19 protein-coding genes and 1 tRNA gene are annotated in these 23,615 nt (G+C 58.3%); 12 read left to right on the forward strand and 8 right to left on the reverse strand.

All coding sequences use genetic code 11. The features are described 5' to 3' along the window. Positions 1 to 29 precede the first annotated feature (29 nt). The 3 genes from GH656_RS11915 (at position 30) to GH656_RS11925 (ending at position 3,402) form a co-directional block, all read left to right on the forward strand. Positions 30 to 1,688 carry an MFS transporter gene (locus GH656_RS11915; protein ID WP_153076125.1) on the forward strand — a complete coding sequence of 553 codons (1,659 nt, stop codon included), beginning with the start codon at positions 30 to 32 and terminating at the stop codon, positions 1,686 to 1,688. A 186-nt stretch (positions 1,689 to 1,874) separates the two neighbouring features. Beyond that, positions 1,875 to 1,951 (forward strand) — tRNA-Met (locus tag GH656_RS11920). An 827-nt stretch (positions 1,952 to 2,778) separates the two neighbouring features. Further along, on the forward strand, positions 2,779 to 3,402 hold the full coding sequence (locus GH656_RS11925) for a hypothetical protein (protein ID WP_153076126.1): 624 nt from the start codon (positions 2,779 to 2,781) through the stop codon (positions 3,400 to 3,402). A gap of 173 nt (positions 3,403 to 3,575) precedes the next feature. Here the strand turns inward: GH656_RS11925 and GH656_RS11930 are convergent, their stop codons facing one another. Next, the gene (locus tag GH656_RS11930) at positions 3,576 to 4,634 is read right to left on the reverse strand and encodes an ankyrin repeat domain-containing protein (RefSeq protein WP_153076127.1); all 1,059 of its coding nucleotides are present in this window, start codon (positions 4,632 to 4,634) and stop codon (positions 3,576 to 3,578) included. Positions 4,635 to 5,015: 381 nt separating this feature from the next. Continuing rightward, positions 5,016 to 5,699 carry a VTT domain-containing protein gene (locus tag GH656_RS11935; protein ID WP_153076128.1) on the reverse strand — a complete coding sequence of 228 codons (684 nt, stop codon included), beginning with the start codon at positions 5,697 to 5,699 and terminating at the stop codon, positions 5,016 to 5,018. 358 nt (positions 5,700 to 6,057) lie between these two features. Here GH656_RS11935 and mutL point away from each other — a divergent pair, with 358 nt between their 5' ends. Then, positions 6,058 to 8,055, forward strand: coding sequence for a DNA mismatch repair endonuclease MutL (gene mutL, locus GH656_RS11940; RefSeq protein WP_153076129.1), 1,998 nt, complete (start codon positions 6,058 to 6,060; stop codon positions 8,053 to 8,055). A 58-nt stretch (positions 8,056 to 8,113) separates the two neighbouring features. Beyond that, the gene (gene miaA, locus GH656_RS11945; protein ID WP_153076130.1) at positions 8,114 to 9,070 is read left to right on the forward strand and encodes a tRNA (adenosine(37)-N6)-dimethylallyltransferase MiaA; all 957 of its coding nucleotides are present in this window, start codon (positions 8,114 to 8,116) and stop codon (positions 9,068 to 9,070) included. 177 nt (positions 9,071 to 9,247) lie between these two features. Here miaA and purM read toward each other — a convergent pair whose 3' ends face one another. After that, positions 9,248 to 10,303, reverse strand: coding sequence for a phosphoribosylformylglycinamidine cyclo-ligase (gene purM / locus GH656_RS11950; RefSeq protein ID WP_153076131.1), 1,056 nt, complete (start codon positions 10,301 to 10,303; stop codon positions 9,248 to 9,250). Between the two features lie 98 nt (positions 10,304 to 10,401). Between purM and GH656_RS11955 the strand changes: the two genes are divergently transcribed. The 7 genes from GH656_RS11955 to panB all read left to right on the forward strand — a co-directional run bounded on the left by GH656_RS11955 (position 10,402) and on the right by panB (position 16,785). Then, complete coding sequence (locus GH656_RS11955; RefSeq protein WP_153076132.1) at positions 10,402 to 11,478, forward strand: AI-2E family transporter; 1,077 nt, start codon at positions 10,402 to 10,404, stop codon at positions 11,476 to 11,478. 57 nt (positions 11,479 to 11,535) lie between these two features. Then, the gene (hda, locus tag GH656_RS11960) at positions 11,536 to 12,294 is read left to right on the forward strand and encodes a DnaA regulatory inactivator Hda (RefSeq protein WP_153076133.1); all 759 of its coding nucleotides are present in this window, start codon (positions 11,536 to 11,538) and stop codon (positions 12,292 to 12,294) included. Further along, on the forward strand, positions 12,287 to 12,973 hold the full coding sequence (locus tag GH656_RS11965; protein ID WP_153076134.1) for a histidinol-phosphatase: 687 nt from the start codon (positions 12,287 to 12,289) through the stop codon (positions 12,971 to 12,973). The genes hda and GH656_RS11965 overlap by 8 nt, the downstream gene beginning before the upstream one ends. Then, complete coding sequence (gene pcnB, locus GH656_RS11970) at positions 12,970 to 14,553, forward strand: polynucleotide adenylyltransferase PcnB (RefSeq protein ID WP_153076135.1); 1,584 nt, start codon at positions 12,970 to 12,972, stop codon at positions 14,551 to 14,553. Before GH656_RS11965 ends, pcnB begins: the two co-directional genes overlap by 4 nt. 51 nt (positions 14,554 to 14,604) lie before the next feature. Then, positions 14,605 to 15,165, forward strand: coding sequence for a 2-amino-4-hydroxy-6-hydroxymethyldihydropteridine diphosphokinase (gene folK / locus GH656_RS11975; RefSeq protein WP_153076136.1), 561 nt, complete (start codon positions 14,605 to 14,607; stop codon positions 15,163 to 15,165). After that, entirely contained in the window at positions 15,162 to 15,839 is a 678-nt protein-coding gene (locus GH656_RS11980; RefSeq protein ID WP_153076137.1) for a deoxynucleoside kinase, read from the forward strand. The genes folK and GH656_RS11980 overlap by 4 nt, the downstream gene beginning before the upstream one ends. 130 nt (positions 15,840 to 15,969) lie before the next feature. Then, positions 15,970 to 16,785, forward strand: coding sequence for a 3-methyl-2-oxobutanoate hydroxymethyltransferase (gene panB, locus GH656_RS11985; RefSeq protein ID WP_153076138.1), 816 nt, complete (start codon positions 15,970 to 15,972; stop codon positions 16,783 to 16,785). Between the two features lie 329 nt (positions 16,786 to 17,114). On the opposite strand, the gene GH656_RS11990 is transcribed toward panB, so the two are convergent. The 5 genes from GH656_RS11990 to grpE form a co-directional block, all read right to left on the reverse strand. Next, a complete protein-coding gene (locus GH656_RS11990; protein WP_153076139.1) occupies positions 17,115 to 18,989 on the reverse strand; it encodes a chorismate-binding protein in 1,875 nt (624 codons plus the stop codon). Between the two features lie 26 nt (positions 18,990 to 19,015). Beyond that, positions 19,016 to 20,152 carry a molecular chaperone DnaJ gene (dnaJ, locus tag GH656_RS11995; RefSeq protein WP_153076140.1) on the reverse strand — a complete coding sequence of 379 codons (1,137 nt, stop codon included), beginning with the start codon at positions 20,150 to 20,152 and terminating at the stop codon, positions 19,016 to 19,018. A 258-nt stretch (positions 20,153 to 20,410) separates the two neighbouring features. Continuing rightward, on the reverse strand, positions 20,411 to 22,354 hold the full coding sequence (gene dnaK, locus GH656_RS12000) for a molecular chaperone DnaK (protein WP_153076141.1): 1,944 nt from the start codon (positions 22,352 to 22,354) through the stop codon (positions 20,411 to 20,413). A gap of 151 nt (positions 22,355 to 22,505) precedes the next feature. Further along, a complete protein-coding gene (locus GH656_RS12005; RefSeq protein WP_153076142.1) occupies positions 22,506 to 22,919 on the reverse strand; it encodes a thioredoxin domain-containing protein in 414 nt (137 codons plus the stop codon). Positions 22,920 to 22,927: 8 nt separating this feature from the next. Further along, positions 22,928 to 23,473 (reverse strand): nucleotide exchange factor GrpE, encoded by a 546-nt coding sequence (grpE, locus tag GH656_RS12010; RefSeq protein ID WP_153076143.1) that lies wholly within the window; start codon positions 23,471 to 23,473, stop codon positions 22,928 to 22,930. Positions 23,474 to 23,615: the final 142 nt, after the last annotated feature.

Raw genomic sequence — 23,615 nt, forward strand, 5'->3', positions numbered from 1 at the left:
GCGGATCTATATCAATAATGGAGACAACTATGGCTACCGTTGGCGAGCAAATTTCACATGCGCCGATGACGAAAGAAGAGAAGAAAGTGATCTTCGCGTCGTCGCTTGGCACTGTATTCGAGTGGTATGACTTTTATCTGGCGGGCTCTCTGGCTGCGTTTATCAGCAAGAGCTTCTTTTCCGGAGTCAATCCGACGGCGGGCTTTATTTTCACGCTGCTGGGTTTTGCGGCAGGCTTTGCGGTCCGGCCGTTTGGCGCGATTGTGTTTGGCCGGGTTGGCGACATGGTAGGCCGCAAATACACGTTCCTTGTGACGATTGTGATTATGGGCGTCTCGACCTTCATCGTCGGCTTTTTGCCGGGATATGCAGCGATTGGGATTGCATCACCGATCATTTTCATTCTGATGAGATTGCTGCAAGGGCTAGCGCTAGGGGGTGAATATGGCGGTGCCGCGACCTACGTCGCCGAGCATGCACCCGCGAACCGCCGAGGCTTTTACACCGCGTGGATCCAGACGACAGCCACGCTTGGCCTCTTCCTGTCACTGCTGGTGATTCTCGGCATACGCACCACCATCGGCGAAGACGCGTTTAGCGCCTGGGGCTGGCGTATTCCGTTTCTGGCTTCGATCCTTTTGCTTGGTGTGTCGGTATGGATTCGGCTGCAACTTCATGAATCCCCCGCCTTTACACGCATTAAGGCTGAAGGCAAGACCTCGAAAGCACCATTGACCGAAGCTTTCGGGCAATGGAAAAACCTGAAAATCGTGATTCTGGCATTGGTCGGCCTGACCGCCGGACAAGCAGTGGTGTGGTACACCGGACAGTTTTACGCGCTCTTCTTCCTGACCCAGACGCTCAAAGTAGACGGCACAAGCGCCAACATTCTGATTGCGCTGGCGCTGTTGATTGGCACCCCGTTCTTTCTATTTTTCGGCTCACTGTCGGACCGGATTGGACGCAAGCCGATCATCATGGCGGGCTGCCTGATTGCCGCACTGACGTACTTTCCGCTATTCAAGGCACTGACGCATTACGCCAACCCCGCGCTAGAAACCGCAACCCAGCAAGCACCCATCACCGTGATTGCTGATCCGGACGAATGCTCATTCCAGTTCAACCCCGTTGGCACCGCGAAATTCACGAGTTCATGCGATATCGCCAAAAGCGCGTTATCGAAGGCCGGCTTGAACTATGAGAACGTCGTTGCCCCAGCGGGCACGCTCGCGCAAATCAAGGTGGGGGATACAACCGTCAACACCTTTGACGGCAAGGCAAGCGATGCGAAAGAACGGGGCAAGGCCTTTGACACCACGCTTAGTTCGGCGCTGAAGGCAGCAGGTTACCCACTGAAGGCCGATTCTGCGCAAATCAACTGGCCGATGAGCGTAGTGATTCTCACGATCCTCGTGATTTACGTAACGATGGTGTACGGGCCCATTGCGGCGATGCTGGTAGAGATGTTCCCAACCCGCATCCGGTACACCTCAATGTCACTGCCGTATCACATAGGCAATGGATGGTTTGGCGGCTTTCTGCCCGCTACCGCATTCGCCATCGTGGCCATGCAGGGCAACATTTACTCTGGCCTGTGGTACCCGATAGTGATTGCAATGGCCACCTTCGTCATCGGCATGTTGTTTGTCAAAGAAACGAAAGATAACAACATTTACGAGCAGGATTGAAGGCGAAGAGGGATTTTGGTAAGTACGCATGGCGTATGGTTAGGCAGCAAGGAGGCGGTGGTGTGTTGCTCATGTTGTTTTAGTTCTAGGCACGCTCAGGGGCTTGGGCCCAGTAGCTTGCGCTGAAAATGATGAGTGACGGGGGTTGACACGTTCTGCCGCTTCTCCCATAATCTGCCTTCTTTCGGCGAATTAGCTCAGTTGGTTAGAGCGACGGAATCATAATCCGCAGGTCCGGGGTTCGAGTCCCTGATTCGCCACCAGTTGCAGCAAGGGCTCCGAGCGATCGGAGCCCTTTTGCTTTGTTCCGCAATTTTCGCTAGCGCACCGGCAGCATCAGCCGCTTTTCCCGCGATCTAGCCGCCATACAAATCCCAGCCCCCTCACAGGTGACAGATCAAGCTTCTGCTCGCCAACCCCAGCCCGCAACGCCAGAAGAACGACCGGACGGAACCAGCAGACGGTCTATCGCGGCATCCATCACCTCAATCAACGCTTCAGGTTGACGATAGTTGCAAGTGACCATGGCCCGCCGCATAGCCCGAATGCCTAGGGTCGTGCCGCAACGAGCGGCAACGGACACCACACACGCCCCGCCCCGGACAAGCACGCCTGCGCACAAGCAGTCGCCCAAACCCACTCGGCAACCCCGCATTCCGCAGCAAATGGCATACGCAAACCTCTTGAACACGACTACTGCCATCAAGCCACCCGCAAAGATTCAAACGCCGAAGCTGAGTTCAACAGCAACGCTTACCCTTCAAAACAGGTTGCGCAAACCACCCTAAACACCGACTCTCATCGGGATAAGAAAGCGATCATCGGAATCGGCAACGACTTGGCAACACTATTTCCAGCCAAAGCGAAATAAAGTCGCCAGTTCCATGGGGAAGCGGCTGCATCAGGCCGCTAGTTTTTGACGCACCATCGTGAAATCAGTTTCTTGACGAAATTCAAAAACTAACCCATGCGACCAATCTCAAACTCCCCACCGATGACACCAAATGTGCAACAGCCAGTCGCTGCTCACAACGCCGTAATCAATTCCATTCTTGACAATTGTCGAGAGCACATTGACAGAGCAGCTCATTTGTCAGAGTCAGAACGGATAGCGGCAAAAGAGTGGCTAGAAAAGCTCAAGACAACCGGTTTCGTCGAAACATCCGATAACGAGCCAGCGCGAAAAGCCGCTGTAGGCGGCGTGCAATGGGCTATGGAAGCAAGCCTGCAAGGAATCCAGTACATCATTACGCCGGACCGGCCCACTCCTTTTCGTACCCACGGCGAAGCGCAGCGAGCGCACGGCCAGGCTGAGCGTGAAGAGGGGCTCATACAGCGCATGCTGCAGGGCAATTCACTGCATCTCGTGTTCTGCAAAGAAGGAGTTGGAACGCCAAATCAGGACGCCATTTACCGCCGTGAAGTGCTAGAGCAGTTTGCGGGCTCCGAAAGATTGCAGGAACACTATTTGGTGCATTCAAAAGAGATGTTCCCCGTCGAGCACAGCGGTGCGTTCATCCTCGCCCCGCACAATGGCGCAACTGTCGCGTTCGCTATCCATGCGGCACAGGTTGACAAAGTGACCAATACCAAAGTTATAAGACTTTATTTTGGCGTGCTGGAATCTGGTTCCACACATCCGCTTGACGTGGCCTTGAACGATTGGAAAAAATTTCTTCAGGACGAAAATATTCCGTTTGCCGGAGGCAATTGAACCGCTCAGGATTGTGAGAATCTCCTGATTACGCGATGGGGCTCTAAAGTACTGCGCCATTCAGCCAGATTGTTACTGCTTTGACGAAAATTAACCGGGATGACATTCCTGTACCCGCAGGAATATCATCCTGTTTCAACAAATTAAATAACGCTCACGATGACGCACCCCCTCTATTGCAAAAAATCAATCCGGATTTTTTGCAGCGAATCTTGTGGATTAATTTTCCCCTGAAGCGCTGTACCAAACTCAGAAGATTTAAACCCGCTTTCAGAAAAAAGCTCCATCGCTGTTTTGCCTTCACCATCCAGCGCGTGCACGTCAATTTCCGAACAATTCAGCAGCCGGACTGCAGGATCAAGGTAAATTTTCCTCATATTTTTCGCAAAACAATGCAGCGCATTATTACCCGAAACATCTTTTACATTCACATTTTTTGGATTTTTATTCAGCATCCAGGTAAAAAATTGCTGCCAGTCATTTTCAGCTGCGACAAATAGCGGCGGATATGCAGGATGCAAGTTTCCTGCTTCATCAGAAATTTGACTGTTAATTATCAATTCCGCCATATCATAACGCTCAGCACTCATCAAAGCCTGCACTGTGCGATCCAAATTTATATCCGATATATTATAAAGATCATCAATTTTCCCCGCCCGAATAATCAACTGTCTTAAAAGATTTACATCCCCGGTATCCAGGACATGGCTAAACAACGACTTCCCAGCATGGTCCGACACCGCCAGGCTGGCACCATTTTTCTGCAGGAGATCAACTATTTCATTACGATTGGTCTTGCAAAATCTGACCGCGAGAATAATGACGGGTGCCTTGGGAATATTTCCCTGTGCACCATTTTCATAAATCACATCACAAAAACTTTTGAATCTCACTCCATCGCCGATGTATTTTTCTACATCTTCTATATCCCCAGTACCAATCGTCAACAACAATCCTGCCAGATATATAAAAGGCTCCCTGCCGGAAACCTGCGAAATACACGCATCCCTTCTCAATGCCACAGGCGTGTTTTTGCTCTCGTAATTTTCCTGACTGAATGGCGTGATTGATAATTTTCTGGAGCCACTACCTGAAAAAATCTGCGACTCACTAGCCCGTCTTGCTACGCCCGGCATTCTTATTTGTTCTATTTCATTACCCTTCACAACAGGCGAGCCATTCACATATTTAAAAAAATCAATCGCACCGCCCGCACCATTTATTTTATTCATATTTTTCTCTCATCTGATTTTTATAAAAAAAACACCAGATTAAGTATAAATTTTGAATTACCAGCATGCTCACCCATAAAAAGCATATCGAGCACATGCATGAAATAACCCGCATCCATAACCAACCTGCTCGTCTTGGTAACAACATGAGACAGCTCGTTCCCAAAAGATCGCAGCCAAGGGTAAGGAGAGCAAAAGTAGCATTTCAAAAAATCGAGGCCCTCTTCTCAGCGGGAGGCGGGCAAGCCTGGCTGCAGCCAGCGTTGCCACAGCCCCCGGGGGCCAGGGGCCAGGAAACCAGCCCTAATTCAGCGGAGCGTGACCAGGCCCGGGACGAAACGACACCTCGTCGTTAATGCCAGGCCTCCTCCCAGCAAATGTTCAATAACGGTCGTCGTTCACCGCCCGATTCCGTTTAGGCTTGCGCAGGATTTTCCACAACGCGCCCAGCACCAGCGGCACGATAGCCGCGCCAATGCCAATCAGCACGATCACATTCAAATACTGGCGAATAAACGGAATGTTGCCGAAGAAGTACCCCAGCAATACCAGCAGCAGCACCCAGAACAGGCCGCCCGCGACATTGAAAAACTGAAACCGGTGCACGCTCATTTGCGAAGCGCCCGCCACAAACGGTGCGAAAGTCCGCACCACTGGAATGAAACGCGCCAGCACCAAGGTCTTGCCGCCGTGCTTTTCATAGAACTGATGGGTCTTCTGTAACGCCGCGCGATCAAGAAAACGCTCCAGCAACGGAATGTGCGTGTTGAACACCTTGGGCCCAACCGCCTTGCCCACCATGTAGTTGACCGTATTACCGGTCACCGCCGCGACGAACAGCAGCAGCATCAGCAAACCAAGCTCCATTTCACCAGTGGCGCAAAACGCGCCGCCGATAAACAGTAGCGAATCACCCGGCAAAAATGGCATCACCACCAGCCCGGTTTCACAAAACACAATCAGAAACAGCGCCAGATACACCCAGGCACCGTACTGCTGAATAAACACGCCGAGAAATTTGTCGATGTGCAAGACAAGGTTGGCAAACTGTAAAAGCGTGTCCAAGGGACGTCCTTTTAAGCATAAAAAATAAGGGGAATGCCGAGTCACGGTGCCGGAGGCGCAGAACCCGCCGGGGTGAGCATGCAGCGCAAAGCCATGGCGGGTGTGGTACCGGGGGCAATAACGGGTGCAACAAAGCAACAACAAAGCCACATCGCACCTGCTCCGTCCGGCCCAAAGCCGCCAAAACCGGCCGCGTCATGATACCGAAAGTATTTGCGCCGAAGCTCGCCTGAGACACCTAAGACACCTGAGCTCACCCGAATTACATCGACCCAACCAGGGCAACCCCCGAACGCAATCTCTGACGCCGCGCAAGCGCCTCACGGACGTATCTCAGTGAATCGCTATAATTTCGCCCATGCCCGAATCCACCGACCTCCCCGAAGCTTCCGCGCTTCAAGCGCCCGCCTTTGCCACCGCGCAACCCATGCGCGCCATCCAGCCACTCCCCGACCAGTTAATCAGCCAGATCGCCGCAGGCGAAGTGGTCGAGCGGCCCGCGTCGGTAGTCAAGGAGTTGCTGGAAAACGCGCTTGATGCGGGTGCCCGCACACTGCGTATCGTGCTGGACGCAGGCGGTGTCAAACGCATCTCGATTACCGACGATGGTTATGGCATTCCAGAAAACGAACTGCCGCTGGCGCTGATGCGCCATGCCACCAGCAAGATCCGTTCGCTCGCCGAGCTCGAAGCCGTTGCGACGCTGGGCTTTCGCGGTGAAGCGCTGGCGTCCATCGCCTCGGTGGCCGAAGTGCAGATCACCAGCCGCACCGCGCAAGCCGCACACGCGCTTCGTATCGACGCGCAAACCGGTGTGCTAAGCCCTGCTGCCGGCACTCAAGGAACCACGATTGAAGTGCGCGAGCTGTACTTCAACACGCCCGCACGGCGCAAATTCCTGAAAAGCGAACAAACCGAACTTGGCCATTGCCTTGAAGTCATTCGCCGCGCAGCACTGGCGCGGCCGGATGTGGCGATTTCGGTGCTGCATAACGGCCGAGCCGTCGAACACTGGAATGCTAGCGACCCCACCACCCGAATCGCCAAAATCCTCGGTGAAACCTTCGCCACCGCGCATCTACCGTTTGACGAAGCGGCGGGGCCGCTAGCGGTCTATGGCTGTGCCGGGCTGCCGACCGCTAGCCGGGGTCGTGCCGACCAGCAGTATTTCTATGTCAATGGCCGCTTTGTCCGCGACAAACTGCTGACTCACGCCGCTCGTGCCGCCTACGAAGACGTGCTGCATGGCGAACGCTACCCGTCGTATGTGCTGTTTCTCGACTTGCCGCCAGAAGCGGTCGATGTGAATGTGCATCCGTCGAAGACCGAAGTCCGGTTCCGCGATTCGCGCTCGATTCACCAGTTTGTCTTCCATGCGGTTCAGCGCGCGCTCGCACGGCATGCAGGGGCTTCGCCAGAAACCACCTCAGGCGGTCACGCAGCGCATCTCGAAATAGCTCGCCCGACCACCTCGCTCGCGGACACCACTCTGCCCTGGCTGATGAATCCGCCAGGCGGTGCTTCCGGTAGCGGGAATCGTTTCAGTGGCGGTGGACACTCAAATTCGGGTGCCGGAGCGTCGGGCAATACCTGGCAGCGCCAGGCGCGCATGACTCAAGGCGCACTCTCGGTTGCGCAGCCACTGGCGCTCTACGACGCACTCTTTGAGCGCAAGAACAACGGCGCTGGCATGACAGCCCCGCTCGAAGCGCGTGATGCGCCGCTGCCTACGGCTGGCGCACACAGCCAAAACCCCGGCACCGCGGACGAAGAGCAGCCACTCGGCTTCGCTCTTGGCCAGATTCACGGCATTTACGTGCTGGCGCAAAACGCCCAGGGCCTGATCATCGTTGACATGCACGCCGCCCATGAGCGCATTCTGTACGAGCAGTTCAAACAAGCGCTGGCCAATCGCGCGCTAGCGGTCCAGCCGTTGCTGATTCCGCTGTCGATGCCCGCCGACGCAGTAGAAGTCGGCACCGTCGAAGAAGAGCACGCCGCGCTGGATGCGCTCGGTTTCGATCTGGCTGTGCTCTCGCCCACGACGATCGCCATCCGCGCTGTGCCCGCGCTACTCAAGGACGCGGACTTGCAAGCGCTCGCCCGCGCCGTGCTAGCCGATCTGCACGCCTACGGCGGCTCACGGGTACTAACCGAGCGGCAGCATGAACTGCTAGGCACTCTGGCATGCCATCACGCCGTGCGCGCCAACCGGCGTTTGAGCCTCGACGAAATGAACGCCCTGCTGCGCCAGATGGAAACCACCGAACGCGCCGATCAATGCAATCACGGCCGGCCGACCTGGTATCAGCTCACGCTGTCTGACCTGGACCGCCTGTTTATGCGCGGCCAGTGAAGCCAGTGAAATGACACTCGCCGCGCCCGCACCTACCCCGTTCAGCCCTGCACCGTTGATGACCCCACCCCAGCTCCCGGCTGTGGCCTGCTTGCTGGGCCCTACCGCCTCCGGCAAAACGGCCGCCGCACTGGCCTGTGCGGCGCACTGGCCCATCGAGATCATCAGCATCGACTCAGCACTGGTTTATCGCGGAATGGATCTCGGCACGGCCAAGCCAACGCTCGAAGAACGCGCTCTGGTGCCACATCATCTGATCGACACGCTTGATCCAGCTGAGGCCTACTCCGCAGCTGAATTCCGCGCAGATGCGCTAAGGCTCACGGGTGAAATCTTTGCCCGGGGCCGTATTCCTTTGCTGGTAGGCGGCACGATGCTGTACTACCGGGCGCTGCGTGACGGGCTCAATGACCTGCCGGGCGCAGCGCCTGAGCTGCGCGCTGTGCTTGATGCCGATGCCGCCCGCGACGGCTGGCCCGCGTTGCACGCGCGCCTCGCAGCGGTTGATCCGGTGACGGCGGCACGCCTCGCGCCTAACGATGCCCAGCGCATCCAGCGTGCACTGGAAGTGTTCATGTTGAGCGGCCAGCCAATGTCGGCCTTGCTAGCAGCACCGGCCACTGACACCGCGCTGCCATGGCGCTTTGTCCCGGTAGCGCTGGAGCCAGGCGACCGTAGCGTGCTGCACAGCCGCATCGAACGGCGTTTTGACGCGATGCTGGAGGCGGGTTTTATCGACGAAGTGCAGCGTCTTCGAGCGCGCGGCGACCTGCATCCGGGGCTGCCGTCGATACGCTGCGTGGGTTACCGCCAGGCATGGGAATACCTCGATGGCGCGTCCGACTTCGCCACGATGCGCGACAAGAGCGTGTTTGCGACACGCCAGTTATGCAAGCGCCAGTTGACCTGGCTGCGTAGCATGCCCGAGCGCGAAACCATCGACTGCTGCGAGGCAAACGCCACCTATCTCGCGGTGCAGGCCGTTGGCCGGATCATTCACGGCACCACCGCATAACCTGCGAGGCTTGAGCACTAGCGCGGCATCTATGCGCCATGTGAGCGCAACGCCGTGCAGTGGCACGGCACATAAAACAAAACCGGCGCACAAGGCACCGGTTCTGGATGGGACGCGAATCAAACAGGAGGCTGATAAAACTCGCTGACGGCCAGGAAGGCCATCAACCAGGCGGCCTTAAACCACGATGGTTTGCGCCTCACCTGCTGCGCGCTCACGCACGACGCCGATCTGCCACACCTGCTCGCCCGCAGCAGACAGCAAGCCGGTAGCACGGGCTGCATCGTCTGCCGCGACAATCACGGCCATGCCGATGCCGCAATTGAACACCCGATGCATTTCCGCATCCGCCACACCGCCATGCTGCTGCAGCCAGCCAAACAGCGGCGGCAGCGGCCACGCGCGATGATCGAGCTCAGCGGTCAGCCCGTCTTGCAGCACCCGGGGAATATTCTCGACCAGACCACCGCCAGTGATATGCGCCATGCCCTTGACGGTGATTTGCTCCATCAGCGCGAGTAGCGGCTTGACATAAATATGCGTGGGAGCCATCAGCGCATCGGCCAGCGAGCGGCCATCGAAATCAGCATTCAGATCAGGCCTTGCACGCTCGATGATCTTGCGCACCAGTGAAAAGCCATTCGAATGAATCCCGCTTGACGCCAGCCCCAGCACCACATCGCCCGGAGCAATCGTGCGGCCATTGATGATTTTGCTTTTTTCGACCGCCCCGACCGCAAAGCCGGCCAGATCGTATTCGCCATCCGGGTACATACCGGGCATTTCAGCCGTCTCGCCCCCGATCAGCGCACAACCCGCCAGCTCACAGCCTTGGGCGATACCCTTGACGACCGTCGCCGCGGTGCCGACATCCAGCTTGCCGCAAGCGAAATAGTCAAGGAAGAACAGCGGCTCGGCACCTTGAACGAGGATGTCATTGACGCTCATCGCCACCAGATCCTGGCCCACGGTGTCATGCCGGTTGAGCTGGAAGGCCAGCCGCAGCTTGGTGCCAACGCCATCGGTGCCAGATACAAGCACGGGCTCGCGGTATTTTTTCGGTACTTCGAACAGTGCACCGAACCCACCGATGCCGCCCAGCACGCCATCACGCAATGTTTTTTTGGCAAATGGCTTGATCGCGTCGACCAGGGCGTCGCCCGCGTCAATATCGACGCCGGCGTCTCGATACGACAAACCTTGGGCGTCAGGGGCAGATTTCGGTTGATTCATGGGGGGAGAGCGCAGGAAGGTCGGTAAAATGCGATTTTACCCGATGACGGCCACCCGGCTTCAATTCGCCCAATTCCAACGAGACAAGGGGAAACACTTTGCAGCCAAACACCTCGGTTCTCATGCCGTATCAGCGGCGCGCATTTATCTGGCTCGCCATCGCACTCGCTCTCGGCTTTTTGCTATGGCTGCTCAGCCCAGTTCTAACGCCGTTTTTACTCGGCGCGATTCTCGCTTACATTCTTCAGCCTGGTGTCGCATGGCTCGTGCGTAAGCGGGTTCCACGCGGGCTCGCAGCCTTGCTGATGATGCTGCTGTTCACTCTCCTAATGATGATGCTGGTGCTGCTCGTGCTGGCGGTGATCCAGAAAGAAGGCCCGCAGCTCAAGCAGCAAGTGCCCGTGCTACTCACCCATGTCAGCGACTGGCTGCAACCCAAGCTGGCTTATTTAGGTCTCGCTAATTCACTTGATTTCGCCAGTCTGCGCGATCTCGTGATGGGCCAGCTGGAAGGCAGCGCACAAACTATCGCGGCCTATGCCTGGACCTCCATTCGCACCAGCGGCAACGTGATGATGACGCTCATCGGCAATCTCGTCATGGTGCCGCTGGTGCTGTTTTATCTGCTGTATGACTGGAACCGCATGCTCACGCGCGCTCAGGGCTTCATTCCGCGCCGCTGGCTCGACAAGACCATGCAGCTCGCCCGCGACATGGATCAAATGCTGTCTCAATACCTGCGGGGGCAGTTGCTGGTGATGGGCGTGCTCGCGGTGTTTTACGCAGTTGCATTAACCGTGGCGGGTTTTGAGATCGCATTGCCAGTGGGCATTTTCACCGGGCTGGCGGTTTTTATTCCGTATATCGGCTACGCCACCGGCCTCGCGCTGGCGCTGCTTGCCGCGCTGCTGCAGTTCGGCAACTGGTACGGTTTTGGTGCGGTCGCCGTGGTGTATGGCGTGGGCCAGATCCTCGAAAGCTTTTTCCTGACGCCACGGCTGGTCGGTGAGCGCATCGGCCTGCATCCGCTAGCCGTGATCTTCGCGCTGCTCGCTTTTGGTCAGTTATTCGGATTTTTCGGCGTGCTGATTGCGCTGCCGGTCAGTGCGATTCTCACCGTCGCACTGCGTGAATTGCGTCAAAGCTATCTCGCCAGCACGCTCTACAAAAACTGACGCCCGCGCCAACCCGGTATTCTCCATCTCTTAATCCTTCATTACCCAGCAGGCATTGTGCTTCGACAGCTCACGCTCGATCTCGGGACGCCGCCGCCATCGACTTTCGATAATTTCTTCACCGGTAGCAACACGGAACTGGTCACGCGGCTGCGCGCGCTGGATGGCGCGCTCGCAGCGGGCCCCGTGGCTGACCGCACGTTCTATCTGTGGGGCGAAAGCGGTAGCGGCCGCACGCATCTGCTGCAAGCGCTGATTCACGAAGCTGCGGCGGGACACGCGCGCTTTATCAGCCCGCAAAGCAGCCTCGCCGCGTTCGGTTTTGATCCGCGCGTCGCGCTCTATGCCATCGACGATTGCGATCGCCTCTCCGGTGCGCAGCAAATCGCCCTCTTCAACCTGTTCAATGAAGTCCGGGCCCACCCCGGCAGCGCGCTGATTGCGGCGGGCAATGCCGCGCCGCTCGCGCTCGCCGTGCGCGAAGATTTGCGCACCCGCCTGGGCTGGGGGCTGGTGTTCCATCTCGCCCCGCTGCCCGACGACAGCAAGGCGGCCGTACTCAAACATGCCGCTCACGAACGTGGCATCGCGCTGGACGACGGCGTGCCGGCCTATCTGCTCACGCATTTCCGGCGCGACATGCCTAGCCTGATGACGCTGCTCGATGCGCTCGACCGCTTTTCGCTCGAACAAAAACGTGCCGTCACCTTGCCGCTTTTGCGCGCGATGCTGGCTTCCCCCGAAGCCGCGCCCGTTGCGGCTGGAGCAAGCGCCGCGCCTTCACCCGCTTCAAGTAAAATGCGCCCCCATGACTAACCTCGCCCTCTTCGATCTCGATCACACTTTGATCCCCACCGACAGCGACCACGAATGGGGCCGCTTCATGGTCCGCCACGGACTGGTTGACAGTGAGCGCTTCACCCGCGACAACGACCGCTTCTACGCGGATTACCAGGCCGGGCAGCTCGACATTCAGGCGTATCTGGTTTCGACGCTCACGCCACTGGCGCGTTATTCACGCGAACAGCTCGCCCAATGGCACGCGCAATACATGCAGGACGTGATTCAGCCCGCGCTTCGCCCTGCCGCACTAGATCTGGTGCGCCAGCACCGCAAAGCGGGCGACCTGTGCTGCATGGTCACGGCCACCAATGTGTTTGTCACCACACCTATCGCCGCAGCCTTCGGCATAGATCACCTGATCGCCTGCGACGCCGAAACCGTCGATGGCGATCCCCGCTCCGCCTATACTGGCCGCCCCGCTGGCATACCGAGCTACCGCGAAGGCAAGATCACCCGCACTGAGGCCTGGCTTGCCTCGCTCGGCAAAACCTGGGCGGATTTTTCGCGCAGCTATTTCTACAGCGATTCACACAACGACATTGCGCTGCTTGAAAAAGTCACCGACCCGGTAGCGACCAACCCGGACGCGACGCTTCGCGCTCACGCGCAAGCACGTGGCTGGCGCATCCTCGAACTATTCCAACCGACGTGATAAAAAAACTCATTCGCAAGCTGCTCGGACAGGAGCCCGCTCCCGCCGAAGCAGCCGCATCTGGCGCACGCAACGAGCGCCACGCCACCACGGCTACTCCTTCACCTCCAACCAAATCACGCCGCAAACTAACGACACGCCCGCGCGGTAAAAAATCCCGCGATCCGGAAGTGCCCGCGATCATCGCAGCAGAAGTTCATGGCATTGATCCCGCGCTGATTTCTCGCAATGCGATCCGCGTCACCGATGGGCTGCAGCAAGCCGGACATCGGGCGTTTATCGTCGGCGGGGCAGTCCGTGACCTGTTACTAGGCATCGCCCCGAAAGACTTCGATGTCGCCACCGATGCCACGCCCGATCAGGTGCAAAAGCTGTTTCGCCGGGCCCGCATCATTGGGCGGCGCTTTCAGATCGTGCACGTGCAGTTTGGCCAGGACATCATCGAAACCTCGACCTTTCGCGCGCTGGTTGATCCGCCTGCCGCCGATGCCGCGCCCCCACGCCGCCTGAAGCGCGATGAACTCGACCGCCGCACACACGCAGTTGATGCCAGCGGGCGCGTGCTGCGCGACAACGTCTGGGGCGAGCAGCACGAAGACGCCACGCGGCGCGACTTTACGATCAATGCGATGTATTACGACCCGTCCACGCAAACCGTGCTCGATTATCACGACGGGATGGCGGACATGCGGGCGCGTCTGTTGCGCATGATTGGCGACCCCGCCACGCGTTACCGCGAAGATCCCGTGCGGATGCTGCGGGTGGTGCGCTTTGCCGCCAAGCTAGGTTTCGAGATCGAAGACAGCACCCGTGCGCCTATCCAGAAGATGGCCGATCTCATCAACAACGTGCCAGCCGCACGCCTGTTCGACGAGATGCTCAAGCTGCTGCTGTCCGGCCATGCGCTGGCGTGCCTGCAACGCTTGCGCAAGGAAGGCTTGCATCACGGCGTACTGCCCTTGCTTGACGTAGTGCTCGAACAGCCGCATGCCGAAAAATTCATCACGCTGGCGCTGACCAGTACCGACCGGCGCGTGCGGGCAGGCAAAACCGTCTCACCGGGCTTCCTGTTCGCCACGCTGCTCTGGTACGACGTGCAGCAACGCTGGCAGCAGTACGAAGCGGCTGGCGAGCATTCGATGCCCGCGCTGCATCGCGCGATGGACAACGTGCTCGACATGCAAACCGAAAAGCTGGCCATCCACAAACGCTTTTCGTCAGATATGCGTGAGATCTGGGGTCTGCAACAGCGCCTCGAAAAACGCTCAGGCCGCAGCGCGCTCAAGCTGCTGGAACACCCAAGATTTAGAGCGGGGTATGATTTCCTCCTGTTGCGCTGCGAATCCGGCGAACTCGATGAAGCAACAGGCCAGTGGTGGACTGACTTTATCGACGGCGATGCCACGGCGCGCGAAACCCTGCTGAGCCAGGGTGAGAAAGACAAGGCACCGCGCAAACGGCGGCGCCGCAGCAGCAGCGCCAGAAGCCGCAAGTCGGGCGAGGCAATGGAAGGCGGCACGAACGCCGGCAATCAGGAATCATTCAGCGATGCGAGCCGTAACGGCACGCACGAAGATTGACCCGGTTTGCGGCAACAGCCGTCGAATGACCCAGTCGCAGGAAGTTATGCCATGACGGTTGCTTATCTCGGCCTCGGCGCGAATCTCGGTGATGCGCGCCAGACCCTGAAAGACGCGGTAGTGTGCCTTGCCCAGCAACACACACTCACCGTGCTCGCCAAATCAAGCCTGTATCGCACCGCGCCGATTGATGCCCGTGGTGACGATTTCTACAATTGCGTCGTCAAACTCGACACCGCGCTGCCAGTGCGCCATCTGCTGGCGCTATGCCACAAGATCGAACATCATTTCGGCCGCGAGCGGCCGTTTCGCAACGCCCCTCGCACACTAGACCTCGACATCCTGCTGTACGGTGAGCATTGCATCGACGAGCCCGATCTGATCGTGCCGCATCCACGCCTGAGCGCCCGCGCGTTTGCGCTGGCACCGCTGGTTGAAATCGACGCCACGCTCACCATTCCACGGCATGGCCGCGCTGAAACCCTGCTCGCGGCTGTCGCCAGCCAGCGTATCGAACGGATGAAGTCCCCCTGCCAGTGCCCAGCGCAAGCTGGCACATCTGGCTCTGGCGTGGACAGCCAGACCGCCCCCACCAGCGAAAACTGCTCATGAGCACCCCGCCGCTAACCGTCACTGCACCGTCTTCGCAGCCTCCGTTTCGCTATATCGCCATCGAAGGGCCCATCGGCGTCGGCAAAACCTCGCTGGCGCAGCGGCTGGCAGAGCGCTGGTCAATGCGCACGCTCTTCGAGCGGCCCGAAGACAACCCGTTTCTCGAACGCTTTTACCGCGATACCGCGCGCTACGCGCTGCCAGTGCAATTGCATTTCGCGTTGCAGCGCGCACAGCAAGTCCAGGAGATCGCCGCGCATCTGCCCAGCACAGCGCTTATCACCGACTTCATGATGCAGAAGAACAGTCTCTTCGCACGCCTGACCCTGAGCGAAGACGAATGGCAGCTGTACCGCATGCTCGCGGCCCGCATCGACACCCCTGCGCCCACGCCCGATCTGGTGGTGTATTTGCAGGCCAGCCCTGAGGTTCTGTTCTCGCGCATCCAGAAGCGTGCCGTGGCCATGGAGCTGCAAATCTCCGACGCGTACCTGCGCGCCCTATGCGACGCGTACAACACGTTTTTCTATCACTACGATCAAGCACCGGTGTTAACCGTTAACGCCGAACATCTGAACCCGCTCGAATCAGAAGCGGACCTGACGCTACTCGCCGAACGGATTCAAACCATGCGCGGCCGCAAGGAATTTTTCGTCAAGGGCACCTCGCTTTAACAGGATCTAACCTGGCCCACTCCAGCCCTCGCCCGCCCCCTTTGATCGCCTGGGGCCCAAGCCTCACTCCTTTAATTGCGCAGACCATTCTTGCGGCCTGCGTCTCGCTTCTTTTTCAACGGATTGATCCATGAGTTATCTGCAGGACACAAGCCGCAACGCCATTACCGTCCCGAAGCTGCAAGCGATGCACGATGCGGGTGAAAAGATCGCCGTACTAACTTGTTACGACGCGAGCTTTGCCGGGCTACTGGATCGCGCCGGAGTCGACGTATTGCTGATCGGCGATTCGCTCGGCAACGTGCTGCAAGGCCACGCGACCACCCTGCCAGTCACGCTGGCGGATATCGCGTATCACACCGCTTGCGTCGCACGAGCGAAGCCAGCCGCGCTCATCGTCGCAGATCTGCCCTTTGGCACCTACGGCACACCGGCTGAGGCGTTCGCCAATGCGGTCACCCTGATGCAGGCAGGCGCGCAAATGGTCAAGCTCGAAGGAGGGGAGTGGCTCGCAGATACCGTGCGTTTTCTGATTGAGCGGGCTGTGCCGGTATGCGCTCATATCGGGCTGACGCCACAGTCCGTGCATGCGTTTGGCGGCTTCAAGGTGCAAGGCAAAACCGATGCAGGCGCAGCCCAGTTGCGCCGCGATGTGCTCGCACTGCAAGCCGCAGGCGCGCAACTGGTGGTGATTGAGGCGATTCCGACGCTGCTAGCCGCCGAACTCACACAACACCTCAGCATCCCGACCATTGGCATTGGAGCGGGCGTTAACTGTTCAGGCCAGGTGCTGGTGCTGCACGACATGCTGGGCATTTACCCAGGCAAACGGCCGCGCTTCGTGAAGGATTTTATGCAGGGACGGCCGGATATTCTGGCCGCCGTTCAGGCCTTCGTGCATGAAGTAAAAGAAGGCGTCTTTCCTGGACCCGAACATACGTTTTGAATTTTTGAATCAATGCCGGCTTCAATATCTCCGTGCGGCCCGGGTTGCATACGAGGTATTGCAAGAGCAAAGCGAGCCAGACCCGGCATTAGCAGTTTCAGTCAGCCGTCTGAAGCCGCTTAAAGTCACCGGAAGTCGTCTGAAGCCGCCTGAAAAATGTCTGCTCATTCAAGCTTCGCGTAGCCAGTCAGCTCATGATCTGGCTACGCAGGCGTTCAACTGAATGTGCTATCGCTTGGTTCGATGCAGACGAGCCGTTCTGAAACATCCGCCGCGCGCGTTCACACCTATGCCATGTGCGGTGGCCTTGTTGCAGCAAGGCCACCAGTTCAAACCAGACGCGCGGGCATGGCACCGCGCAATGCATTGCTCAGCATCAGCGCTTCGGCGCGCAACACCTCATCACGTGTCAACACACGCTCAGCCGCGCCGAACACGGCATCGTCCAGCAACACGCCACGCATCACACCGGGTAACACGCCAGACCGCAACGGCGGCGTCCACCAGCGTCCATCCAGCTTCACAAACACGTTCGAACGGCCACCTTCGGTCAGCTCACCACGTTCATTGAAGAACAGCATGTCGAATGCGCCATGCGCTTCGGCCATACGCCAGGCGGTATCGTAGGCAGCGCGCCGGGTGGTCTTGTGCTGCAACAAGGCATCGCTGGTCTGCATCGGCTCGAAACCATGATCTGGCGCAAGCATCACGTTCACCTCTGGCTGTGGCAGAGGTGACAGCACCATGGCCACACATTCAGGGCCGCCGTGCTTGCCCAGCGCGAGACGCAGGCGCTGCGGTGTCAACGCGGGCAGGTTGGCGAGCACACGATCCAGACACGTTCGCACCTGCGCTTCATCGAAGCTGAAGTTCAGCCACCTGGCGCTGTCAGACAAGCGCGCCAGATGGCGAGACAGATGCCGGACGCCATCCTCGCGGCTCGCATACATCGTTTCGAACAACTGAAAGCCCGGATCTGCATCGGTCAAAAAAGAAGCCTTCAATTGACACTCCTGATATTCATCAACGGCACGGCTGTCCAGCACGATGCCCGCGCCCACGCCCAAGGTTCCGCAACGCAGGCCGCGCGGGCCAGGAGCCTCCAGGGTCAACGTGCGAATCGCCACCGACAGGCAAAAATCGCCGCAACGCGCACCCTCAGCCGGTGCCTCAAGCCAGCCCACGGCACCGGCATACAGCCCGCGCGGCGTCGTTTCCAGCGCGTCGATTAACTGCATCGTGCGATGTTTCGGCGCGCCGGTAATCGAGCCACACGGAAACAGCGCCCGCAGCACGTCCGCAAACGTCCGGTCAGCTCGCAAGCGAGCCTGCACCGTCGACGTCATTTGCCATACCGAGGCATAGGCTTCAAGCGAAAAAAGCCCGGCCACCTTGACCGAGCCAATGTCAGCCACACGCGCCAGATCGTTGCGCAGCAAGTCGACAATCATCACGTTTTCAGCGCGATTTTTCGGGTCGTGCGCGAGAAAATCAGCGGCTTGCTGATCAACTACGGGGTCGGAAGAACGGCGCGCCGTGCCTTTCATCGGCCGCGCGCTCAGGGTGGCCGCCTGCTTCTGCAAAAACAGTTCAGGCGAACACGACAGCATCCACTGCTCGCCCGGCAACGCCATCAACGCGCCATAGCGCACCGGCTGACGCACACGCAAGCGCCGGTATAACGCGCAAGGAGCGCCAAACATCTCGAATGCCAGACGGAAGGTGTAATTCACCTGATAAGCATCGCCCGCGCTCAACGCAGCGTGAATCGCGTCGATGGCCTCGCTAAACTCGCCCGGCGTCACGCTCTCACGCATGCCTGCTGTGCCCGCTACGGAGGGCGTCAGCGCCCCGTTGTCCTGCTGCGCCAGCCAGGCGTCGACATCAGCACGCGCCAGCTTGTCGCAACGTTCAAACAATAAAAAACGCAGCGCGGGCAAGCCGCGCTGCGTTAGTTGACACGAAGGCTGAGGGGGAAGCCCAAGCTGAAGCCGGTAGCCCCATTCGTAATCGGCCAGCACCACGGCATGCAAACCGCGGCGTATATCTGCCTCAAGCGCCTCACAGATTTCATTGAGTCTGGCCGGATCGGCACACACTCGTTCATGCATAAAACCCGTGTACAAGCGGCTAAACGGATGCGCAGCCGTCGCCTCACAATCATCGAGCAACGCGAACACCGCGTGCCGGTCATCAACCGTCATCCATTCCGCCTGCTTGACACCACTGCCTAATCGAAAAAGCTCTTCACCCGGTCAAACCAGCCTTTGCTTTGCGGGCTATGCCGCGCGCCACCTTCGACCAGTGATTTTTCGAACTGCTGCAGCAAATCGCGCTGGGTCTCGGTGAGCTTGACTGGCGTTTCAACCTGAACGTGAACATACAGGTCACCCGCGATACTCGAACGCAAGCCCTTGATGCCCTTGCCCCGCAAACGAAACGTCTTGCCCGACTGCGTGCCTTCCGGCACCGTAAAGCTAGCCCGGCCAGCCAGCGTCGGCACATCAATCTCGCCCCCGAGCGCGGCTGTCGTGAACGGAATCGGCATCTGGCAATGCAGATCGTCACCGTCGCGCTCGAACACCGAGTGAGCCTTGATGTGAATCTCGACATACAGATCACCCGAAGGACCACCGTTGAGCCCAGGCTCGCCGTTGCCCGACGAACGAATCCGCATGCCGTCGTCAATCCCCGCTGGAATTTTCACTTCCAGGGTTTTGGTTTCTTTTACCTTGCCAGCACCGTGGCAGTTCGCGCATGGGTCCGGAATATACGTGCCGCTGCCATGGCATTTCGGACAGGTTTGCTGAATGCTGAAAAAGCCCTGCGACATCCGCACTGCGCCTGAGCCGTTACAGGTCGGGCAGGTTTCCGCCTTGGTGCCGGTTTTCGCGCCCGAGCCGTGGCAGATCTCACACGAAACCCAGCTTGGCACGCGAATTTGCGTGTCGTAACCATGCGCGGCCTGCTCCAGCGTGATCTCCATGCTGTAGCGCAGATCAGCGCCGCGATACACCTGCGGGCCGCCACGGCCACCGCGTGAACCACCGCCTGCCGCCTGGCCAAAGATGTCGCCAAAAATATCGCCGAACGCGTCGGCAAATCCGCCAAAACCCTGACCACCTGCGCCTGCCATGTTGGGATCAACGCCCGCGTGGCCGTACTGGTCATACGCTGCACGCTTTTGCCCATCCGAGAGCATTTCGTAGGCTTCCTTCACCTCCTTGAAATGCTCTTCCGCATCCTTGTTGTCCGGATTGCGGTCAGGGTGATGCTTCATCGCCAGCTTGCGATAAGCCTTCTTGATTTCGTCGTCGCTCGCGTTCTTTGCAACGCCCAGAACCTCGTAATAATCCCGTTTCGCCATATCGGTTCAACGCCTCAGCGCGCTCGCGCCGTGGCTCCTCTTGAATGCTGGTGGAGTCTTGCGACCCATGTGGCCGTGGCAATGCGCCTGAATGCAGCCCATTACCCGATACCCGCCATAAAAACAAAGATGCCCGGAGAACCCCGCAGGGCTCACCAGGCGCTTAAACCGTTCATGCATCTAACTGGATGCATAACGTCTTGCAACCAGAGCGCGCCCATCGCTGGGCGCGGCTTTGCAGTGAAACTGCACCTGGCATTAGTCTTTCTTTACTTCCTTGAAGTCAGCGTCGACCACGTCATCCTGTGGCTGTGCACTGCCTGCGGCATGACCTGCGCCACCGGCGGCTGCGCCTGCGGCACCTTGGGCGGCCTGCATGTCGGCATACATCTTCTCGCCCATTTTTTGCGAAGCCGTCGACAGCGTTTCGATTTTGGCTTCGAGCTCGGCCTTATCGCTCGTCGCGCTTTTCAGCGCTTCTTCAAGGTCTTTCAACGCAGCTTCGATCTTTTCTTTCTCGCCCGCCTCAAGCTTGTCGCCATATTCGGCCAGCGCCTTCTTCGTGCTGTGTGCCAGCGCATCACCCTGGTTACGGGTATCGGCTAGTTCGCGCAGCTTGTGATCTTCTTCAGCGTTGAGTTCCGCATCCTTCACCATCTGTTCGATCTCGGCTTCAGACAGACCTGAGTTTGCCTTGATCGTGATGCGGTTTTCCTTGCCAGTGGCTTTGTCTTTCGCGCCGACATGCAAGATGCCGTTGGCGTCGATATCGAAAGTCACCTCGATTTGCGGCGTGCCACGTGGAGCAGGTGGAATGCCTTCAAGGTTGAACTCGCCCAGCAGCTTGTTGCGTGCTGCCATTTCGCGCTCACCCTGGAACACCTTGATGGTGACCGCACCCTGGTTGTCGTCTGCCGTCGAATACACCTGAGCGTGCTTGGTCGGGATGGTCGTGTTCTTGGTGATCATCTTGGTCATCACCCCACCGAGGGTTTCGATGCCAAGTGACAACGGCGTCACGTCCAGCAGCAGCACGTCCTTGCGATCGCCCGACAACACCTGCCCCTGAATCGCAGCACCCACGGCCACGGCTTCATCCGGGTTCACGTCACGGCGTGGCTCCTTGCCGAAGAACTCCTTCACCTTTTCCAGCACCTTCGGCATACGCGTCATGCCGCCGACCAGAATCACGTCGTCGATTTCGCTAACCTTCACGCCCGCATCGGTAATTGCCATGCGGCAAGGTTCGATGGTGCGGTCGATCAGCTCTTCCACCAGCGCTTCCAGCTTGGCGCGGGTGATTTTCAGGTTCAAGTGCTTCGGACCTGACGCATCAGCGGTGATGTACGGCAGATTGATTTCAGTCTGCTGACCCGACGACAACTCGATCTTGGCTTTTTCCGCCGACTCTTTCAGGCGTTGCAGCGCGAGCACGTCTTTCGACAAATCCACGCCCTGCTCTTTCTTGAACTCGCCAATGATGTAATCAATGATGCGCTGGTCAAAGTCTTCACCGCCGAGGAACGTATCGCCATTGGTGGACAGCACTTCAAACTGCATTTCGCCATCAACGTCAGCGATTTCGATGATCGAGACGTCGAACGTGCCGCCGCCCAGGTCATACACCGCAATCTTGCGATCGCCCTTTTCAGCTTTATCCAGACCAAACGCCAGTGCCGCAGCAGTTGGTTCATTGATGATCCGCTTGACTTCCAGCCCCGCAATACGGCCCGCGTCTTTGGTGGCCTGACGCTGGCTGTCGTTGAAGTACGCAGGAACGGTAATCACGGCTTCGGTGACCGGCTCGCCCAGGTAGTCTTCGGCGGTTTTCTTCATCTTGCGCAGCACTTCCGCCGAAATTTGCGGCGGTGCTAGCTTCTCGCCATTCACCTCGACCCATGCATCGCCGTTGTCAGCCTTGATGATTGAGTAAGGCATCAACGCGATGTCTTTTTGCACTTCTTTTTCGTCAAAGCGGCGGCCGATCAGGCGCTTGATCGCGTACAGCGTGTTTTTTGGATTGGTGACCGACTGGCGTTTGGCGGGAGCGCCAACCAGAATTTCGTTGTCGGCCATATAAGCGATGACGGACGGCGTAGTGCGCGCACCTTCGAGGTTTTCAATAACCTTGACCTGATTGCCTTCCATGATGGCGACGCACGAGTTCGTGGTGCCCAGGTCAATACCGATGATTCTGCCCATTTTTTAATCTCCTGAATTTGATGACCGCGGGAAGTGCCTTGAACAGCGCCTTGAACAGGCTGGCTACAGGACATTTCCCTTCAATTTTTGCCTGCACTCAACATAAGTGCGTTCAATTCGTTTTCAAGACTTTTTGCGATAAACGCTGCAATTATTTTGCGTCTGCAACTGGCTCAGCGCCGCCTGCGGCATGAATCTTGCTGCGGGCGGCGGCAACCGCTGCCTCAAACTGGGCGAGCCCATGCCAGCCGGTGGCCCGGCCCAGCCGCTTGCCGCGATGAAAGAAAAACCAGGTCGGCACGCCATGCAACATAAAGCGCCGGCCTAAATCGCGGTGGACATAGACATTGCTGTGAAACCATTTCAGCCCGAGTGCGCGAATCGCCTCGGGCTGCGTCAGCATCGCCTTCTTGGCGACCTCACAGTTAAAACAGTCGAGCCCCCAGAAAAAGACCACCGCCAGCGCATCGTCAGCAGCTTCAAGCGCGGCATCGAACGTTTCGGCGCTTAACTCCTGCATGTCGAAGGTGGCGAACGCAGTAGCGTCGACGGGAATCGAAGTCACTTCGGAGCTCACTTTGGCTGCGACACCGTGACGAGCGCCGGGCGCAAAACCCGGTCGGCAATCACGTAACCCTTTTGCAGCACGGAAACCACGGTGTTGGCTTCCTGCTCGGAGGGCACCATTGAAATCGCCTGATGCTGATGGGGATCAAATTTCTCGCCTATCGGATTGAGTGCGACGACGCGGCCCTTTTCAAGTGCGCCGGTGAGCTGACGCAAGGTCAGCTCGACGCCTTCACGCACTTTGTCCAGATCGGTTGACGCATGCTCAAGCGCCGCTTCAAGGCTGTCGATCACTGGCAGCAAATGCTCAGCGAAACTTTCGATAGCAAACTTGTGCGCCTTGGCAACATCGTCCTGGGCGCGGCGGCGGGCATTTTCTGTTTCGGCCTTGGCTCGCAGAAAACTCTCCTGCAGCTCGGCGATTTTTGCCTGGGCATCGGCCAGTTCGGCTTCGATTGAACTAGCGCCCTGTTCGATGCTATCGGCTTCGTGGGAGCGCTCTTCCGCAGAATTGGGATGCAGGCCTGATGGGTTCTCTTGCTTGTTTTCCATATCGCTGAAAGTCGTTAGAAAAGTGAAAGCAAAGGGCAGCGGCGCGGGTTTGGCAAAACCACCCCGTGCCGCCATTGCTAGCTGGCGGCGTAGATGAGGCTCGAAAACACTAATTCAAGATTCGCCGTGAATTTTTGCCCAG

It is taken from the genome of Paraburkholderia bonniea (assembly GCF_009455625.1).
Lineage (GTDB): Bacteria > Pseudomonadota > Gammaproteobacteria > Burkholderiales > Burkholderiaceae > Paraburkholderia > Paraburkholderia bonniea.

Coding starts and splice junctions, on each gene's coding strand:
- GH656_RS11915 (WP_153076125.1), top strand. CDS start 30: ATGGCTACCGTTGGCGAGCAAATTTCACATGCGCCGATGACGAAAGAA.
- GH656_RS11930 (WP_153076127.1), bottom strand. CDS start 4,634: ATGAATAAAATAAATGGTGCGGGCGGTGCGATTGATTTTTTTAAATAT.
- mutL (WP_153076129.1), top strand. CDS start 6,058: ATGCCCGAATCCACCGACCTCCCCGAAGCTTCCGCGCTTCAAGCGCCC.
- miaA (WP_153076130.1), top strand. CDS start 8,114: ATGACCCCACCCCAGCTCCCGGCTGTGGCCTGCTTGCTGGGCCCTACC.
- purM (WP_153076131.1), bottom strand. CDS start 10,303: ATGAATCAACCGAAATCTGCCCCTGACGCCCAAGGTTTGTCGTATCGA.
- GH656_RS11965 (WP_153076134.1), top strand. CDS start 12,287: ATGACTAACCTCGCCCTCTTCGATCTCGATCACACTTTGATCCCCACC.
- folK (WP_153076136.1), top strand. CDS start 14,605: ATGACGGTTGCTTATCTCGGCCTCGGCGCGAATCTCGGTGATGCGCGC.
- GH656_RS11980 (WP_153076137.1), top strand. CDS start 15,162: ATGAGCACCCCGCCGCTAACCGTCACTGCACCGTCTTCGCAGCCTCCG.
- panB (WP_153076138.1), top strand. CDS start 15,970: ATGAGTTATCTGCAGGACACAAGCCGCAACGCCATTACCGTCCCGAAG.
- GH656_RS11990 (WP_153076139.1), bottom strand. CDS start 18,989: ATGACGGTTGATGACCGGCACGCGGTGTTCGCGTTGCTCGATGATTGT.
- dnaJ (WP_153076140.1), bottom strand. CDS start 20,152: ATGGCGAAACGGGATTATTACGAGGTTCTGGGCGTTGCAAAGAACGCG.
- dnaK (WP_153076141.1), bottom strand. CDS start 22,354: ATGGGCAGAATCATCGGTATTGACCTGGGCACCACGAACTCGTGCGTC.
- grpE (WP_153076143.1), bottom strand. CDS start 23,473: ATGGAAAACAAGCAAGAGAACCCATCAGGCCTGCATCCCAATTCTGCG.